Source organism: Methylobacter sp. Wu8 (assembly GCF_036440755.1).
GTDB classification, from domain to species: domain Bacteria; phylum Pseudomonadota; class Gammaproteobacteria; order Methylococcales; family Methylomonadaceae; genus Methylobacter_A; species Methylobacter_A tundripaludum_A.
The window spans coordinates 148,075-164,481 of the sequence record NZ_JAZGVT010000076.1; the positions used below are offsets into that span (position 1 = coordinate 148,075).

Genomic DNA, 16,407 nt, shown 5'->3' on the forward strand with positions numbered 1-16,407 from the left:
TTCCCTGATACTTGGCGGTTTAAAAAAACACGCATCATAACCGGAAATCACTATGGACATCATATTTTTAGGCGGCCTGGAAATTAAAACCATCATCGGCATTTACGATTGGGAAAGAGTGACCAAGCAAACAGTCATCCTGGATATTGAGATGGCTTTCGACATTCAAAAAGCCGCAGAAACCGATGACATTCAACATACGCTTGATTACAAAACGGTTTCTCACCGGGTTATTTCTTTTGTCGAGTCCAGCCAGTTTTTTCTGGTGGAAAGATTAATTTCGGAAATTGCCGACATTATTCGCAACGAATTTAACGTGTCTTGGGTAAAAGTAACCCTGAATAAAAAAGGCGCGATCAGCGGCGCCAGCGATGTCGGCATTATCATTGAGCGGGGGGAGAAAAAATCGTGACCAGAGGCTATATCAGCATCGGCAGCAACATAAACAAGGATGTACACATTCCTGCCAGCCTCAGGGCGCTTGAACAAGCCTTCGGAAAACTGACGGTTTCAAGTATTTACGAATCCGAAGCCGTCGGCTTTACCGGCGACGTTTTCTACAATCTCGTGGTCGGTTTCGACTCCGATTTAGAAGTGAAAGCGGTTGCAAAACAGCTCAGGCAAATTGAGCTGGATAACGGCCGCACGCCCGACAGCCGGAAGTTTGCGGCGCGAACCCTCGATCTGGATCTGATTCTATACGGAGAGCTGATCGTCAACGATGGCCGCCTGCAAATACCCCGTGATGAAATCGAGCATTACGCTTTTGTGCTTGAACCTTTGGCGGAAATCGCCCCTGCCCTGAAACATCCTGTCAATCACATCAGTTATGCCGAGCTGTGGCAGCAATTCGACAAGACCGATCTCAGGCAAAAGCGCGTCATGCCGTCCTGGGCTTCAACAAAATAGGGTGCGGCCGCCATCGACGGTCAATATTTGGCCGGTGATGTAATCGGCATCCTTAATCAAAAAAAGCACCGCCTTGGCAATATCATTGGGTTCACCGCTGCGCTTTAAAGCCACCCGGTGCAGTATCTCCAGCTTGGCCGATTCGGATAAATCGTTGTCAGGCCAGAGTATCGCTCCCGGAGCCACCGCGTTGACCCGGACAGCGGGTCCCAACTCCTTGGCTAAGACCTTGGTCATCGCAGCCAGTCCGCCTTTTGCGATACTGTACACCGGATAACCGCTTAAGCCCCGTTCGGCATGGATGTCGACAATATTGACGATGCAGCCGTTATTGTCGGCCAAGGTCTTTGCCAGCGCTTGCGCCAGGAAAAACGGCGCTTTCAAGTTACTGCCCACTAGCTCGTCCCACTGCCGTTCGGTCACATCAGCCAGCGCCGTCGGATAAAAGGACGATGCATTATTGACCAATACATCGATGCCGCCCCAAGCCATGCAGGCTTCGTGGGCGACAGCCTCCAGCTCGGCCATGTTCAGTAAGTCTGCCTGCATGACTTTTGCCGAACCGGGCCGCAGATGATTCAGTTCATCGCAAAGCTGTTGCGCCTCTGCCGCGGAAGACCGGTAATGCAGAAAAACATTGCAGCCTTCGCTATGCAGCAACCGGGCACAAGCCGCGCCTATGCGCTTGGCTGCGCCGGTAATCAGCACATTTTGGGCGGCGGCTTTCATCAGGCTTGTTGAGCCAGACTTTTACTCGCCACTTCGTAGACATCCTTGGAAATCGCTTCGGTGGTCATGATCCGTTCCAACTGCGCCTTCATCAGCGCTTGCCTGCCTTCATCGTATCTGCGCCACGATGTTAATGCGCCGACCATGCGCGAGGCGATCTGCGGGTTCAAGGTGTTCAGCGCGATAATCTGGTCGGCGAGGAAGCGATAGCCTTGCCCGTCGGCCGCGTGAAAATGCAGCGGATTGGACTGGCTGAATGCGCCTATCAACGACCTGACGCGGTTCGGGTTTTTCAAGTCGAACGCCGGGTGCCGCATTAACGCCTGAACGGTCGCAAAAGTGTCGGGCATACTGCCGGAGGCTTGCAGCGCAAACCATTTGTCGATAACCAGGGCTTCGTCCCGCCATTGGTGATAAAAACTGTCCAGGCACTGCTGCTTGGCCGGATGCGGGTTATTGACGATGACCGCTAACGCCGCCATTTGGTCGGTCATGTTTTTGGCGGTGTTAAATTGCTGCTGCGACAGTTTATGGATGTGACTGTTTTCCAGCTTGCTTAAATAACTCAAGCAGGTGTTTTTGATGCGCCTGCGGCCTATTGCTCCGGCGTCGAATTTTCCCGATTCATCCCGATGATTACCTTGATATAACGCCTGGAACTGCGATTGCAGCTGTTCGGCCAACGTCAACGTGACAAACTCGCGGGCGGCATGGATGGCTTCCACATCGACAATCTGCATTTGTTCGGCCAGATAGGTTTCCGAGGGCAGACTTAACAGCAAAGAAAAATACGACAAGTCGTCCCACGGTTGCTCCAGCACCTGTTTAAAGGCATTGATCATGATCGGATTGACGGCCATGTCCCGGCCGTTTTGCAGGTCGGCAATCAGCCCTGTAATGATCTGTCCGGCCAATTGCTGTCCGGCTTCCCAGCGGTTAAAGGTGTCGCTGTCGTAGCTTAGTAAGAACGCCAGCTCATCCAGGCTGCGCTCGATCGTCAGTTTAACCGGCGCTGAAAAGCCTCTCAGGATCGAAACGATCGGTTGTTCGTTTAAACCTTCAAAGGTAAAAGCCTGTTCGGATTGCGTGAGTTGCAGTATGACTTCATCGCAGACTTGATCGCCGCCTTGCAGCTTGCAAGGCGCTACGGAGCCGTCTTTGTTAAGCAAACCCACAGTCACCGGAATATGCAGCGGCTCTTTAACCGGCTGCCCCGGAGTCGGCGGGCAGCTTTGGCCGATGGTCAGCGTCAGGGTTTGCGCGGATGAGTCGTAGTGCTGGCGGACGCTTAATACCGGCGTTCCGGCTTGGGAATACCAGCGGCGGAACTGGCTTAGGTCAACGCCGTTGGCGTCTTCCATTGCGCTGACAAAATCATCGCAAGTCACTGCCTGCCCGTCATGACGCTCAAAATACAAATCGCTGCCTTTGCGAAAGCCTTCAGCACCCAGCAGGGTGTGGATCATCCGCACCACTTCGGCGCCTTTTTCATACACGGTCAGGGTGTAAAAATTGTTGATTTCTATATAGGCGTCGGGGCGTATCGGATGCGCCAGAGGGCCTGCGTCTTCGGCAAACTGGCGGGTGCGCAGCATGTTGACATCTTCGATGCGTTTAACGGCCTTGGAGGTACGGTCGCCGGTAAACTCCTGGTCGCGGAATACCGTAAAGCCTTCTTTCAAGCTGAGCTGGAACCAGTCCCGGCAGGTGATGCGGTTGCCGGTCCAGTTATGGAAATATTCATGGCCGATCACGCCTTCAATATGTTCATAATCGGAGTCGGTCGCGGTATCGGGGCGCGCCAATACGAACTTGGTGTTGAATACGTTAAGCCCCTTGTTTTCCATCGCGCCCATGTTGAAGTGGCCCACCGCGACGATCATATATAAATCGAGGTCGTACTCGCGGCCGTACACTTGTTCATCCCAGCTCATCGCGTTTTTCAGCGATTGCATCGCATGGTCGCATTTGTCGATGTCGTGTTTTTCGACAAAGATTTGCAGGTCGATGTCTCGGCCGGACTGCGTGGTAAAACGGTCGCCGATGCATTCCAGCTGCCCCGCAACCAGTGCGAACAGATAGCACGGCTTGTTGAACGGGTCTTCCCAGGTCACCCAGTGGCGGTTATCCGGCAGCTCCCCTTCAGCGACTTTGTTGCCGTTGGATAACAGAACCGGATAGCGGTCTTTGTCGCCGACCAGCGTCGTGGTGAACAGCGTCATCACATCGGGGCGATCGAGGAAATAGGTGATTTTCCTGAAGCCTTCCGCCTCGCACTGGGTGCATAGCATGCCGTTGGACAGGTACAACCCTTCCAAAGCGGTGTTGGCTTTCGGGTTGATTGTGTTGTCGATGGTCAGCACAAAGCGCTGCTGCTGCGGGACATCATGAATGATTAACGAGTCCTGGGTTTGCAGGTATTGAGCCTTGCTTAAGTCGCCGTCATCCAGGTTAACGCGGATCAGTTTCAGGTTTTCGCCCGACAAGGTCAGCGAGGTGTCGCGGGACTGGCTCGCAGGGTTGCGGCTTAGCGTGAGCCGCGAACTGACCAAGGTGTTTTCGTCGTCCAGGGTAAACTTTAAGGCGACGCTGTGAACCAGATATTCGGGTACGGTGTAGTCTTTTAGATAAATGGTTTGTGGATTAGGGTCGCGCATTATTTATACCTGCTGTGGTGATCGGAAGCCCTGATGATTTTGGCTGCGAAAAGAGTGATGAGTAACCAAGCTGTTAAAAAACAAACACCGCCAATGGGGGTGATCATGCCTAGCCAGTTAAGATTGAGGATAGCCAGTAAATACAAGCTGCCGGAAAACAGCAAGATGCCCGCGAACATCAACCATCCGGCCCAGTGCAATAATCTGGAGTCCGACGCTTGCCGGCTGATCAGCGCAACGCCGATCAGGCTCAGCGCATGGTACATTTGATACGTCACACCGGTTTGGTAGATGGCCAACAGCTCCGGGCTGATGACGGCTTTCAAACCATGAGCGCCAAATGCGCCCATGCCGACGCCGATCAATGCGCTTAATGCGCCGAGAAATAAAAAAATCGATTTCATTTATTTTTCCATCAGTCTGGGCATCAGCTGCACCAGATTGCAGGGTCGGGTGCGGTGATCGAGTTGATCTTTGATTAAGTCGTCCCAAGCGGTGCGACAAGCGCCCGACGAGCCGGGCAGGCAAAAAATGTAGGTTGCATTGGCGACGCCGGCAATCGCCCTGGATTGGATGGTTGAGGTTTTAATGTCCTGGTAGGAAAGCATTCTGAAGACCTCGCCAAAACCGTCCAGCAGCTTGTCCAGCAACGGCGTAACCGCCTCAGGCGTGCCGTCCCTGCCGGTTACGCCGGTGCCGCCGGTGCTGATCACGACATTAACCTCATCAGCGGCAATCCAGTTCGAGACAGCCGCCCTGATTTGATAAATGTCGTCAGGCACTATTTTCTTTTCGATAACCTGATGCCCGGCATCGGCTGCGCGTTCCGCCAGCGTTTTGCCGGAAACGTCATCGGCATCGGTGCGACTGTCGGAAACGACCAATATGGCGATGTTTAAGGGGATGAATTTTCTGTCTGTAGGCATGTTTTTAATAAAAGGCGAAAGGCAAAGGGCGAAAGGCGAAGGTGCAAGGTTCGAAAGTATGCATCTTTCGCCCTTTGCCTTGCGCCTTTCATCTGACTACTTTAACACAACAAAGAACCCTTCTTCTCCTCGCTGGATGTTAATCAGCAAAGCGCCATTAGGATCAATCACCTGTTTTAGTTCCTCCAGGTTGTGAACACGGTAGCGATTCGCCGATACGATAACGTCGCCGGGGCGCAAGCCTACGCGCCAGGCATTGGATGTCGTGTCTATTTTTTCAATTAAAACGCCTTCAATCTGGTTTTTCAGCGGCGTGCTTAACAGTGTGCCCTGCAAGGTGCGATGCAGCTTGTCTCCCGCCAGTTGCGGCAATTCCTGCTTGCCGATCGTGGCGGTGACTTGTTTTTTTTCGTTACCCCGGAAATATTCCAGCTCGACTTTATCGCCAATTTGCATCAGGCCGACGACATTGCGTATGTCATGGCTGTTTTTAATCGGGCGGCCATTGGCGGCAACAATAATGTCGCCGGGTTCCAGCCCCGCTTTCGCGGCGGGTGAGTTGTTTTCGATCCGGCTGATCGCGGCGCCGTGCTTGTTTTTTAAATCAAACGCCTTGACCAGTTCGGGCGTCAGGTCCTGCGTGGTGACGCCAAGTAAGCCGCGCCGAACCTCGCCGTGCTTGACCAACGAATCCTTGATGGTGACAACCATATTGGACGGGATCGCAAAGCCGATGCCGACATTGCCGCCGCTGGGGGCGAGGATGGCCGTATTCATGCCGACCAGTTCGCCGCGAAGGTTAACCAGTGCGCCCCCCGAATTGCCGGGATTGATCGAGGCGTCGGTTTGGATAAAATCCTCGTAGCCTTCAATGCCCAAGCCGGAGCGGCCCAAAGCGCTGACTATGCCGGAGGTGACGGTCTGGCCCAATCCGAACGGGTTGCCGATAGCGACAACAAAGTCGCCGACTCTCAGTTGGCTGGAATCTGCAATCGGCAACATCGTTAAGTTTTCGGCGGGAATCTGGATGATGGCGACATCCGCTTCAGGATCGGTGCCGATCAGTTTAGCGGAAAGCTGGCGGCCGTCATTCAGGGTCACCATGATCTTGTCGGCTTTATCGATAACATGGTTATTGGTTAAAACCAGGCCTTGGAGGTTGTCGATAATGACGCCCGAGCCTAAGCTGTTTTTTTGCTGTTGCCGCAGCTGATTGGGCACATTAAAAAACTGGCGAAAATACGGATCCTGCATCAGTGGGTTTTCACTGACCAGGATATTGGTTGAGGTTGAAATATTGACCACTGCCGGCATGCTGCGCTCAAGCATCGGAGCAAGAGATGGTAATGCCTGGCCCTCTGCGTAGGTCGGCAAAGCCGCCTGTACGCTCGACGTTATACAAAAATAAGCGGGTAAAAGCGCTATTATAAATAACAGTTGTTTTACTGATTTAGCATTCATCATGATTTTCCGGGGTTTGTTAAACATGCATGATCCCTAATATATATGTAAAAATGTTTAATACAAGGTGTGCCAAAGTTGATTTTTTAAACAATCAACACTGTCATTTAACGGTTATCTTGCTTAGAATGTTGAAATGACCGTAGACGTCAATTCTGAAGATGGACTGATTATTCGTAAGCTAATCCCGCTCGCAACATTGCCGGGCGCTCAGTTTAATGCGTTATGCGCCGAAATGACGATCGAAGAGATACAAGACGGATGCTTGTTTAAAAAAGGCGATTCGGTTTCCCAGCTTGTTTACCTGATAAGCGGCGAGGTTGCTCTTCAGGCGGCCGGGTTGGTTGTTGAAGTCATTGCAGCGGGCAGCGACTCGGCCAGATTTGCGTTAGCGCACCAGATACCAAGAAAGATCGATGCAGTCGCGAACGGAAGAGTGCGTTTTTTGCGGCTGAACGCTGATATTGTTAATAATCCCCCACCCCTTGCTTATGAGGACAATAGCTACATGGTCATTGACGAGACTGAAGGCGATCCAGATGACTGGATGACGGTGTTATTGAGATCACCCATTTTTCAGCGCCTTCCCCCGGCCAATTTGCAAAAGATATTAATGGGGCTGGAGGCCGTCCATTTTAAAAAGGGCGAAACCATACTCGAGCAAGGCGGCACCGGCGATTACTATTATTTGATTAAGAATGGTCAATGCCTGTTAACGCGCAAGCCGTCACCTAATGCCAAAGAGATCAAATTAGCTCAACTGGGTAATGGCGACACTTTCGGTGAAGATGCGTTGCTTTCCGGCGCGCCTAGAAACGTAACCATTACGGCGCTGACGGACATCGTGTTATTGCGTTTGGATAAAAATCGATTTATATCCTTGATAAAGGAGCCCTCTTTAAAGTTTGTCGATTATGCCGGAATGCAGGAGGCGGTAAAACACGGAGCTATTTTGCTCGATGTCCGTTCTCAAGATGATTATGAAGACCAGCATCTTGACGACAGCATCAATGCGCCTTTTTTCTCGTTAAGAATGCAACTTAAGACGTTCAATCATGACAAGCCTGTTGTTGTGGTTTGCCGGGACGGCAGGATCAGCGAAGCTGCGGCATTTTTATTGCTCAGGCATAAGATTAACGCGATGATTTTGGCGGGGGGGATGGAAGGTCTTGCGCCTGGCGGCGGGCTTGCGGCAGGCGCATCATCCTTGGCGATGAAGCCGGAGCCGGAAGATAAAGCCTCTTTTGCCGCTGGGGTACGGATTGAGAGTCTTCCTCGGGAGATTGAGCAAAAACGCCTCATCGATAATTTGGTGACAGACGTCCCGGCAGGCATCCTGGAAGATCAAATAAGAGCTCTTAAATTGGAAAATGAAACGCTCAGAAACACCAATCAACAGCTCAACGATAAGTGCATGAAACTGGAATTTGACAAGCAACATGCCGAGAAGCAATGTCGAATATTGCACAAGCAGATGGAGAAGTTAACCCAGGTGCTGGATAGGCTAAAAGGGGGATAAGAGCGGCAGCGTAACCCGACAGTCAAAACAGCAGATGTCGGGTTATGATAGCTCGGTTCGCTCGTGGAGCGATTGCCGGAAAGAAACTTTTAAAATCGGATGGTTATTTGATTTTGGCTTCTTTATATATAACGTGTTTGCGGACAACGGGATCAAATTTTTTGATCTCCATTTTTTCGGGCATAGTCCGCTTGTTTTTTGTTGTTGTATAGAAGTGTCCGGTGCCTTCGGTCGAAATCAATTTAATTTTATCGCGCATTTTTTTATCCTCTTAAGAGATGTCGCCGGCTTTACGCAAATCGGCAAGAACAGCATCGATGCCTCTCTTGTCAATGATACGCATGCCTTTGGTGGAAATTCTGAGGCGAACCCAGCGGTTTTCGCTCTCTACCCAGAATCTGTGATGTTGCAGATTCGGACAAAAGCGTCTTTTAGTTTTGTTGTTAGCGTGTGAAACGTTGTTACCTGTAACCGGGCGTTTGCCTGTTACTTGACATACTCTGGACATGATTAACCCCTAATGCGTGCCTAAATTCAAAAGTTAGCCGAGCTTTATACCAAAAAATCTTTTCAAGGTAAATAACAATCTATAAAATAAGGCGAAAGATTAAGGGCAAAAGGCAAAAGGCGCAATGGTTTTTTAACCTTTCGTCCTTTGTCTTTCGTCTACCGTAATCATCAGGAAAAAATAATGCTTATTAAGCTCGGCATGGTCATGGACTCCATCGATCATATCAACATAAAAAAAGATACTAGTTTTGCGATGTTACTCGAAGCCCAGGTCAGAGGCTGGGAGTTGCATTACATGGAACTCAACGACCTGTTTCTGAGAAACGGCAGAGCTTACGCCAGAACGCGGACGATTAAAGTTCAGCGGGATGAAAAAAACTGGTACGAGTTTACCGCAGAGCAGGATATTGCTCTGGACGGGCTCGATGTAATCATGATGCGCAAGGATCCGCCTTTCGACCAGGAATATATTTACGCAACTTACCTGCTGGAACGCGCGGAAAGCATGGGTGCTTATGTGATCAACAAACCGCAGTCGTTACGGGACGCCAATGAAAAGCTTTTTACCGCATGGTTTCCACAATGTTGCGCGGAAACCTTGGTGGCAAGGGAGCCTGCCAGAATCCGGGACTTTTTGCTGGAGCAAGGCGAAATAATCCTAAAGCCCTTGGACGGCATGGGCGGCACCTCCATTTTCCATTTGCGCCAGGGCGATCCCAATCTCAGCGTGATCCTGGAAACCATGACCCAGTACAACAGCCGCTATGTGATGGCGCAAAAGTACCTGCCGCAAATTGTAGACGGCGATAAGCGCATATTGCTGGTTAACGGCGAGGTCATACCCTATGCGTTGGCGCGTATCCCCGCTCAAGGCGAGACCCGCGGCAATCTGGCGGCCGGCGGACGGGCCGAAGGCCGGCCATTAACCGATCGGGATCGGTGGATCGCCGAACAGGTAGGGCCTACATTGCGGGAAAAAGGCCTGGTTTTTGTCGGGATCGACGTGATTGGCGATACGCTGACCGAAATCAATGTCACCAGCCCTACTTGCGTTCAGGAATTGGATCGCCAGTTTGGATTGAATATTTGCGGCAAACTTATGGATCATATCGAAACCACCCTTGCCGCACCTGCTCCCGGCAGGTCTACGGCGTACACACCATCTATGGCGATAAATGAGAACACATCAGGTAATATTTGATCCACCTGCGCCGTTGTCTAATAATGATTCATTATTAATCGCTTTATTTATAGCGGCCGTCATTCATGTTGTGATCGGTTTGGGGATTAATTTCACCGCGCCGCAGCCGGAGCAAGTCAGCCGGTCCATTGATATTACTCTGGTCGATATGCCGAGTCGAAAAGCGCCCGAAAAGGCGCAGTTTTTGGCCCAGGAAAATCAGCTGGCCGCTGGCGAACAAGATAGGAAGCCGGAACCTCCGCCGCAACAGTTGGCCCAACAGGCCGATAGCCAAAGCAAGCAGATAAAAAAGAGCGCACCGGAACAGAGCGAACCCAAGGCAGAAAAAAAACTGATTACCCAGAAAAAAGCGGATAAAAAAATCGTTACCGCAAGTAAACCCGACGTTAGGCGCCATACCGAAATACACCCGCAATTATCGGCGGAGATGCTACAGCAACAAATTGCGCAATTGGGCACTGAAATCAGGCTCAGCCAGCAAAGCGCCGATCAGCCCAAGATAAAATTCGTTGACTCGGTCAGCACCCATAAATACGTTGCCGCTCAATACATCAAGGACTGGGAAAACAAAGTAGAGCGTACCGGCAATCTGAATTACCCGGAAGTGGCGGCCAAGAAAAACTTTTTCGGCACCTTGACCATGGATGTCGGCATTAAAGCGGATGGCAGCATCTACAGCATACGCATCAACCAGTCTTCGGGAAATCCGGCCCTGGATGAGGCGGCAAAAAGAATTGTCCGTATGAGTGCGCCGTTTGCACCGATACCCCCGGAATTGCAGAAAGAATTGGATGTTCTGGTGATTACCCGTGTCTGGAAATTTTCCGATGAGTCCGGCATGACCGCACGATAAACAGTTGATTAAGTCACCATAACCTTTGATACTAAGCGCCATGAACCAAACCACTTACTTAACCGATCAGTTTATTATCGCCATGCCCAACCTGGCGGACCCCAATTTTTTCCATACGGTCGCCTATTTGTGTCAACACAATGCTGACGGCGCCTTAGGCATCGTTATCAACAGGTCGACAGACATGAAGCTGGGTGAAATTTTCAAACAGATGGATATAAAAGTCACTTCACCCGCTTCCGCTGAAACGCCCGTTTTCGCAGGCGGCCCGGTGCAGCAGGAGCGAGGTTTTGTGGTGCATACGTCAGGCGGAGACTGGCACGCGACCTTGCCCGTTTCAGAAACCATTTCCCTGACGACTTCCCGCGACGTACTTGAAGCCATTGCGGCGGGCGAAGGCCCCGAGCAATATCTGGTGGCTTTAGGTTACGCCGGTTGGGGCGCGGGTCAATTGGAAAAAGAAATCATGGACAACGCTTGGCTTAATACGCCTTCCGGCAAGCAAGTTTTGTTTGATACGCCGGTAAACTTGCGCTGGACTGCGGCAGCCGACCAGATCGGTATCGATATTAATCAGCTGACCGCTCCGGCAGGGCACGGCTGATTGCTTGGTTTGAACTTCAACCAGACGCCGCATCTGCTCCCGGCAGGTTTGCGGGCTACACACCATTCCTGGCGATATAAACTATGCAAGACCCGTTACTAGCCAAAGCCAACGCCGATACCTATCTGGGCTTTGATTTCGGCACTAAAAAAATAGGCACGGCCGTCGGCCAAACCACCACGGCGACCGCAAGCCCGCTGCAAACCATACGCTCGATCAATCAAAATCCCAACTGGGACATCATCGGCAAACTGATACAGGAATGGCGCCCTGCCGGTTTGGTGGTCGGCATATCGAAACAGCACGACGGCGCCGACAACCCGGTGACGCCGCGCATGTTAAAATTTTGCCGGCAGCTGGAAGGGCGTTATCAACTGCCTGTTTTTCAACAGGACGAAACCCTGTCGACATTCGAAGCCAAACAAATGCTGTTTGATGAAGTCAGCGTCAGCGCAAGCAAACTCTGGGAAGTGCAGGATCAACTCGCCGCCCAGCTTATCCTGCAAACCTGGCTAAACGACCGTACAAGAAAGGACTATTAAGTGTTAAAGATTCCCGAATTATTAGATAACCTGGAAACCGAGCTAAAACGCATTATCGACCAGAGAAAGCTGGTTAACCCATTGATAATAGGCATTCGTACCGGCGGCGTATGGATTGCCGAGCAAATGCACCGGCGGTTAAACATCAGCGAACCGTTGGGGCTGCTGGATATTTCATTTTACCGGGACGATTTTTCGCAAATCGGCGTCAATCCCAACGTAAAGCCCAGCCAATTGCCGACCAACATTGAAGGCCGCGACATTATCCTGATCGACGATGTTTTTTATACCGGCAGGACGATACGCGCCGCAATGAATGAAATTTTCGATTACGGCAGACCGAACCAGATTGTGCTGGCGGTACTGATAGAGCGTGACGGCAGGCAAATCCCGCTGTGCCCCGATTGCGTCGGCGCCGGCGTTAAATTAACCTCAGGCCAACGGATCAAGCTGACCGGCCCCGAACCCTTGGACGTTCACCTGGAAACCATTGACGCGGTGGCATAAGCAATGACTGATAACCTGCAATTAAATGCGGAAGGCAAGCTTAAACACTTTCTGACCATCGAGGGTCTAAGCAAGAGCCTGTTGACGGAAATTCTCGATACCGCCGAGTCTTTCGCCGGTGTGTCCGAGCACCAGGTCAAAAAAGTACCGCTGTTGCGCGGCAAGACCATCGTCAACCTGTTTTTTGAAAACAGCACCCGCACCCGCACGACTTTCGAGCTGGCCGCCACGCGCCTGTCCGCCGACGTGATCAACATGAATATCGCGACCTCGGCCACATCAAAAGGCGAAAGCCTGCTCGACACCATCCGCAACCTGGAGTCCATGTTTGTCGATATGTTTGTGGTGCGGCATGCGCTCAGCGGCGCGGCGCACTTTATCGCCCAACAGACCGCGCCGCATATCAGCGTCATCAATGCAGGAGACGGCCAGCACGCGCATCCGACCCAGGCCATGCTGGACATGTTCACGATCCGCCAGCTCAAGCCGGATTTTTCCAGCCTCAGAGTGGCTATCATTGGTGATATATTGCATTCAAGGGTGGCGCGTTCGGAGATTCAGGCCTTAAATACCCTGGGCGCGGCAGAAGTCAGGGTGATTGCGCCCAAAACCTTGTTGCCCGCGCATGTCGAAAGCTTGGGCGTGAGCGTTTCGCATAATTTGACCGAAGGGCTTAAAGATATTGATGTCGTTATGATGTTGCGCTTGCAGAAAGAACGCATGAGTTCGGCATTGCTGCCCAGCGAGAGCGAATATTTCAAATGCTTCGGCCTGACCGAAGAAAAACTTAAAATCGCCAAGCCCGATGCGATCGTTATGCACCCCGGACCTATCAACCGCGGCGTGGAAATCGATTCCAAAGTTGCGGACGGCCCGCAGTCGGTGATACTCAAACAAGTCAGCAACGGCATTGCGGTGCGCATGGCGGTCATGGCGATGGCGATGCAAACGGCCGCACCTGCTCCAGGCAGGTCTGGCGGCATACACACCATCCCTGGCGAACGCCACGCCGGTTCCCTACCGGCTTCTGGCATACACGCCATCCCTGGCGATAAAGGAGCCGCATGATGAAAATCCGCATAGACCACGGAAGAATCATCGATCCGGCCAACGGCATAAACCGCGCCGGTTCCGTTTATATCGAAGACGGCAAGATCGTTTCGGCGACTGACGAACCGGCCGGTTTCAAGCCGGATACCGTTATCGATGCCGAAAATCAAATCGTCTGTCCCGGCTTTATCGATTTAAGCACCCGCTTGCGGGACATGGGACACAGCCGCAAAGCGACATTTAAAAGCGAAGTACTTGCCGCAGCAAGCGCCGGCGTCACCACGCTGTGCCTGCAACCGGATACCGCGCCGGTCATCGATACGCCTGCCGTTGTCGAACTGATCAAGGAACTGGCGGAAAAATCCGGCTACCCGCAAATCTATGCGATCGGCGCGCTGACCCAGAAACTGGAAGGCACGGAATTAAGCTCCATGCTGTCGCTGAAACAGGCAGGCTGTATTGCGGTCGGCAATGCCAACCAGCCGGTGAAAAACCTGTTGGTCTTAAGGCGGGCCATGGAATATGCGGCCAGCCATGACTTATTGTTGATGTTCCGGTCCAATGATTTTTGGCTCGGCAATAACGGTTGCGCCCATGAAGGCGCAGTCGCCACTCGCTATGGCTTGCCGAGCATTCCCGAAGCCGCCGAAACCATAGCCTTGGCGCAATGCCTGGAACTGGCCGAGTTGACCGGCTGCCGGGTGCATTTCGGCCAGTTAAGCTGCAAGCGTTCGGTGATTAAAATCCACCAGGCGAAAAAATACGGCTTGAAGGTCAGCGCCGATGTCGCCGTCCATCAATTGCACCTGACCGAAAACGATATGACGCCGTTTGACAGCGCCTATCATGTGTTGCCGCCGTTACGCACCGAAGAGGACAAGCAGTATCTGAGACAAGGACTGGCCGGCAGCACGATTAACAGCATCTGTTCAGACCATCAGCCGCATGATTTGGATGCCAAGCTGGGCGCGTTCCCGGAGACGGAGCCGGGGATGTCGTCGCTGGAAACCCTGTTGCCGTTAATGCTGATGCTGGTAGCCCAACACGCGATAACGCTGGAACAGGGCATCGCCTGCTTGAGCGCAAATCCGGCGCGGGTGCTACAGTTAAACAGCGGTGCGTTGACGCCGGGTTTTGCTGCCGATGTGTGTATTTTTGACCCGGAACTCGAGTGGCAGGTTAATTCTGAAAACTGGAAAAGCCAGGGCGCCAACACGCCGTTCTGGGGGCAAACCTTCAAAGGGCGGGTAACCCATACCTTGCAGGCCGGCAAAATTATTCACCGATTGTAAAATTCAGCGCCACACCTAATTTTTTATTCACCACGAAGACACGAAGAGCACGAAGAAATAAAACTTCGTGTCCTTCATGGTGATAATCTTTTTTAAAGTAACGGAAAGATCACAACATGATGCAAAAAAGAACAGCCCACCAAATCGCCGATGTGCTGATTGAGGCACTGCCCTATATCCAGCGCTTTAAAGGCAAAACCATCGTGGTAAAATTCGGCGGCAACGCCATGGTTGATGAAGAGCTCAAAAACAGCTTCGCACGGGACATCGTGTTGATGAAGCTGGTCGGATTGAACCCGATAGTGGTTCACGGCGGCGGGCCGCAAATCGGCCAGCTGCTGGAAAAACTCGGCAAAACCACCGGCTTTATCGACGGCATGCGCATCACCGACAGCGAAACCATGGACGTGGTTGAGATGGTATTGGGTGGACTGGTGAACAAGGAGATTGTTAACCTGATCAACATGCACGGCGGCAAAGCGGTCGGCTTGACCGGCAAAGACGGCAATTTTATCCGCGCAAAAAAACTGCATCTTACCCCGCGCGACAAACTTGCCCCGGAGATTATCGATCTGGGCCATGTCGGCGAAGTGAGCGGCATAGACCCGGCGGTTCTCGATATGCTCGGCGGCAGCAATTTTATCCCGGTTATTGCGCCGATCGGGGTCGGCGAAGACGGGCATTCCTATAACATCAATGCCGATCTGGTGGCCGGAAAAATCGCCGAACAGTTAAAGGCCGAGAAACTGATTTTACTGACCAATATACCGGGCATCCTGGACAAGCAAGGCGCGCTGCTGACCGGCTTGACGATCAAAAAAACCGAGGAACTTATCGCCGACGGCACTATTTCCGGCGGCATGATACCGAAAACCCGTTGCGCGACCGATGCGATAAAAGGCGGGGTCACCAGCGTACATATTATTGACGGTCGGGTTGACCATGCGGTGCTGCTGGAATTGTTTACCGACCAGGGCGTCGGTACTTTGCTGCTGAATTGAACGGTTGCTCACACATATAGGGTACGCATCGCGCCCTATATGGCTTAATCCCTGAAGTTTTCAAACTGCAACGGCATTTCCAGGTTTTCCGCTCTCAGCATTTTAATCACTTCTTGCAGATCATCCCGGTTTTTGCCGGTCACCCGGACCTGATCGCCCTGAATGGCGGCCTGGACCTTCAGTTTTTTGTCCTTAATCAGTTTAACGATTTTTTTGGCCAGCGCCGAATCCAGGCCCTGTTTCATGATAATTTCCTGGCGCACCGTTTTACCGCCGGGCTTCGGGTCGCCCACATCCATGCAGGCTATATCCACGCCGCGCCGGCTGAGTTTAGAACAGACAATACTGAACATTTGCTGTAACTGAAACGTCGATTGAGACGTCATAATCAGTTTGTCATCGGTCAATTCAAAGCTTGAGTCGGTACCCTTAAAATCGAAGCGCGTGGTGACTTCTTTATTGGCTTGATCAACGGCGTTTTTAATTTCGTGCTTGTCAAATTCAGAAATAATGTCGAAAGAAGGCATGGTCGATTACAAAACAAGGTAACAAAAGGCATTCAACTATAATGATCTTTGCCGCATTATTCAACACCGTTCACCCTTGCGTGCATGGTGAACGGTGATCGACAGCCTGATCGGTCAAA

At 51.8% G+C, this 16,407-nt stretch carries 18 protein-coding genes and 1 pseudogene; 11 read left to right on the forward strand and 8 right to left on the reverse strand.

The window, feature by feature from the left end; translation table 11 throughout:
• The first annotated feature begins 52 nt into the window (after positions 1-52).
• Both folB and folK read left to right on the forward strand, forming a co-directional pair.
• The gene (gene folB, locus V3O24_RS18655; RefSeq protein ID WP_331308334.1) at positions 53-412 is read left to right on the forward strand and encodes a dihydroneopterin aldolase; all 360 of its coding nucleotides are present in this window, start codon (positions 53-55) and stop codon (positions 410-412) included.
• A complete protein-coding gene (gene folK / locus V3O24_RS18660; RefSeq protein ID WP_104422026.1) occupies positions 409-909 on the forward strand; it encodes a 2-amino-4-hydroxy-6-hydroxymethyldihydropteridine diphosphokinase in 501 nt (166 codons plus the stop codon). The genes folB and folK overlap by 4 nt, the downstream gene beginning before the upstream one ends.
• Here folK and V3O24_RS18665 read toward each other — a convergent pair.
• The 5 genes from V3O24_RS18665 to V3O24_RS18685 form a co-directional block, all read right to left on the reverse strand.
• The gene (locus tag V3O24_RS18665; protein WP_331308335.1) at positions 898-1,638 is read right to left on the reverse strand and encodes a pteridine reductase; all 741 of its coding nucleotides are present in this window, start codon (positions 1,636-1,638) and stop codon (positions 898-900) included. The two genes, folK and V3O24_RS18665, sit on opposite strands and share 12 nt — an antisense overlap.
• Entirely contained in the window at positions 1,638-4,295 is a 2,658-nt protein-coding gene (pepN, locus tag V3O24_RS18670; protein ID WP_331308336.1) for an aminopeptidase N, read from the reverse strand. The genes V3O24_RS18665 and pepN overlap by 1 nt, the downstream gene beginning before the upstream one ends.
• Positions 4,295-4,699: a DUF423 domain-containing protein gene (locus V3O24_RS18675; protein ID WP_331308337.1), complete on the reverse strand. Its 405-nt coding sequence runs from the start codon at positions 4,697-4,699 to the stop codon at positions 4,295-4,297. Before V3O24_RS18675 ends, pepN begins: the two co-directional genes overlap by 1 nt.
• On the reverse strand, positions 4,700-5,221 hold the full coding sequence (gene moaB, locus V3O24_RS18680; RefSeq protein ID WP_331308338.1) for a molybdenum cofactor biosynthesis protein B: 522 nt from the start codon (positions 5,219-5,221) through the stop codon (positions 4,700-4,702).
• A 96-nt stretch (positions 5,222-5,317) separates the two neighbouring features.
• Positions 5,318-6,682 carry a DegQ family serine endoprotease gene (locus V3O24_RS18685; protein WP_104422021.1) on the reverse strand — a complete coding sequence of 455 codons (1,365 nt, stop codon included), beginning with the start codon at positions 6,680-6,682 and terminating at the stop codon, positions 5,318-5,320.
• 136 nt (positions 6,683-6,818) lie between these two features.
• Here V3O24_RS18685 and V3O24_RS18690 point away from each other — a divergent pair, with 136 nt between their 5' ends.
• Positions 6,819-8,201: a cyclic nucleotide-binding domain-containing protein gene (locus V3O24_RS18690; RefSeq protein WP_104422020.1), complete on the forward strand. Its 1,383-nt coding sequence runs from the start codon at positions 6,819-6,821 to the stop codon at positions 8,199-8,201.
• A gap of 103 nt (positions 8,202-8,304) precedes the next feature.
• Here V3O24_RS18690 and rpmG read toward each other — a convergent pair whose 3' ends face one another.
• Positions 8,305-8,460 carry a 50S ribosomal protein L33 gene (gene rpmG, locus V3O24_RS18695; RefSeq protein ID WP_006890747.1) on the reverse strand — a complete coding sequence of 52 codons (156 nt, stop codon included), beginning with the start codon at positions 8,458-8,460 and terminating at the stop codon, positions 8,305-8,307.
• A 12-nt stretch (positions 8,461-8,472) separates the two neighbouring features.
• Entirely contained in the window at positions 8,473-8,709 is a 237-nt protein-coding gene (gene rpmB / locus V3O24_RS18700) for a 50S ribosomal protein L28 (RefSeq protein WP_104422019.1), read from the reverse strand.
• 183 nt (positions 8,710-8,892) lie between these two features.
• Between rpmB and gshB the strand changes: the two genes are divergently transcribed.
• The 8 genes and pseudogenes from gshB (at position 8,893) to argB (ending at position 15,761) form a co-directional block, all read left to right on the forward strand.
• Positions 8,893-9,912, forward strand: a complete 1,020-nt coding sequence (gene gshB / locus V3O24_RS18705) for a glutathione synthase (RefSeq protein WP_331308339.1) — start codon at positions 8,893-8,895, stop codon at positions 9,910-9,912.
• Entirely contained in the window at positions 9,887-10,765 is an 879-nt protein-coding gene (locus V3O24_RS18710) for a TonB family protein (protein ID WP_331308340.1), read from the forward strand. The genes gshB and V3O24_RS18710 overlap by 26 nt, the downstream gene beginning before the upstream one ends.
• 40 nt (positions 10,766-10,805) lie before the next feature.
• Positions 10,806-11,369, forward strand: a complete 564-nt coding sequence (locus V3O24_RS18715) for a YqgE/AlgH family protein (protein WP_104422017.1) — start codon at positions 10,806-10,808, stop codon at positions 11,367-11,369.
• Positions 11,370-11,452: 83 nt separating this feature from the next.
• Positions 11,453-11,911, forward strand: a complete 459-nt coding sequence (gene ruvX / locus V3O24_RS18720; RefSeq protein ID WP_331308341.1) for a Holliday junction resolvase RuvX — start codon at positions 11,453-11,455, stop codon at positions 11,909-11,911.
• Positions 11,912-12,418 carry a bifunctional pyr operon transcriptional regulator/uracil phosphoribosyltransferase PyrR gene (gene pyrR / locus V3O24_RS18725; protein WP_331308342.1) on the forward strand — a complete coding sequence of 169 codons (507 nt, stop codon included), beginning with the start codon at positions 11,912-11,914 and terminating at the stop codon, positions 12,416-12,418.
• A gap of 3 nt (positions 12,419-12,421) precedes the next feature.
• Positions 12,422-13,363: pseudogene (locus V3O24_RS18730) on the forward strand (aspartate carbamoyltransferase catalytic subunit); the annotation flags it as partial.
• A 119-nt stretch (positions 13,364-13,482) separates the two neighbouring features.
• Positions 13,483-14,760: a dihydroorotase gene (locus V3O24_RS18735; protein ID WP_104422014.1), complete on the forward strand. Its 1,278-nt coding sequence runs from the start codon at positions 13,483-13,485 to the stop codon at positions 14,758-14,760.
• A gap of 116 nt (positions 14,761-14,876) precedes the next feature.
• The gene (gene argB / locus V3O24_RS18740) at positions 14,877-15,761 is read left to right on the forward strand and encodes an acetylglutamate kinase (protein WP_258076515.1); all 885 of its coding nucleotides are present in this window, start codon (positions 14,877-14,879) and stop codon (positions 15,759-15,761) included.
• A gap of 44 nt (positions 15,762-15,805) precedes the next feature.
• Here the strand turns inward: argB and V3O24_RS18745 are convergent, their stop codons facing one another.
• Positions 15,806-16,288: a YajQ family cyclic di-GMP-binding protein gene (locus tag V3O24_RS18745; protein ID WP_104422013.1), complete on the reverse strand. Its 483-nt coding sequence runs from the start codon at positions 16,286-16,288 to the stop codon at positions 15,806-15,808.
• Positions 16,289-16,407: the final 119 nt, after the last annotated feature.

Excerpts from the sequence above, each read along its gene's own strand:
- V3O24_RS18735 (WP_104422014.1), top strand. The coding sequence starts at position 13,483 with ATGATGAAAATCCGCATAGACCACGGAAGAATCATCGATCCGGCCAAC.
- V3O24_RS18665 (WP_331308335.1), bottom strand. The coding sequence starts at position 1,638 with ATGAAAGCCGCCGCCCAAAATGTGCTGATTACCGGCGCAGCCAAGCGC.
- pepN (WP_331308336.1), bottom strand. The coding sequence starts at position 4,295 with ATGCGCGACCCTAATCCACAAACCATTTATCTAAAAGACTACACCGTA.
- V3O24_RS18745 (WP_104422013.1), bottom strand. The coding sequence starts at position 16,288 with ATGCCTTCTTTCGACATTATTTCTGAATTTGACAAGCACGAAATTAAA.
- rpmG (WP_006890747.1), bottom strand. The coding sequence starts at position 8,460 with ATGCGCGATAAAATTAAATTGATTTCGACCGAAGGCACCGGACACTTC.
- V3O24_RS18685 (WP_104422021.1), bottom strand. The coding sequence starts at position 6,682 with ATGAATGCTAAATCAGTAAAACAACTGTTATTTATAATAGCGCTTTTA.
- gshB (WP_331308339.1), top strand. The coding sequence starts at position 8,893 with ATGCTTATTAAGCTCGGCATGGTCATGGACTCCATCGATCATATCAAC.
- folB (WP_331308334.1), top strand. The coding sequence starts at position 53 with ATGGACATCATATTTTTAGGCGGCCTGGAAATTAAAACCATCATCGGC.
- ruvX (WP_331308341.1), top strand. The coding sequence starts at position 11,453 with ATGCAAGACCCGTTACTAGCCAAAGCCAACGCCGATACCTATCTGGGC.
- moaB (WP_331308338.1), bottom strand. The coding sequence starts at position 5,221 with ATGCCTACAGACAGAAAATTCATCCCCTTAAACATCGCCATATTGGTC.
- V3O24_RS18675 (WP_331308337.1), bottom strand. The coding sequence starts at position 4,699 with ATGAAATCGATTTTTTTATTTCTCGGCGCATTAAGCGCATTGATCGGC.
- rpmB (WP_104422019.1), bottom strand. The coding sequence starts at position 8,709 with ATGTCCAGAGTATGTCAAGTAACAGGCAAACGCCCGGTTACAGGTAAC.
- V3O24_RS18690 (WP_104422020.1), top strand. The coding sequence starts at position 6,819 with ATGACCGTAGACGTCAATTCTGAAGATGGACTGATTATTCGTAAGCTA.
- V3O24_RS18715 (WP_104422017.1), top strand. The coding sequence starts at position 10,806 with ATGAACCAAACCACTTACTTAACCGATCAGTTTATTATCGCCATGCCC.
- V3O24_RS18710 (WP_331308340.1), top strand. The coding sequence starts at position 9,887 with ATGAGAACACATCAGGTAATATTTGATCCACCTGCGCCGTTGTCTAAT.
- argB (WP_258076515.1), top strand. The coding sequence starts at position 14,877 with ATGATGCAAAAAAGAACAGCCCACCAAATCGCCGATGTGCTGATTGAG.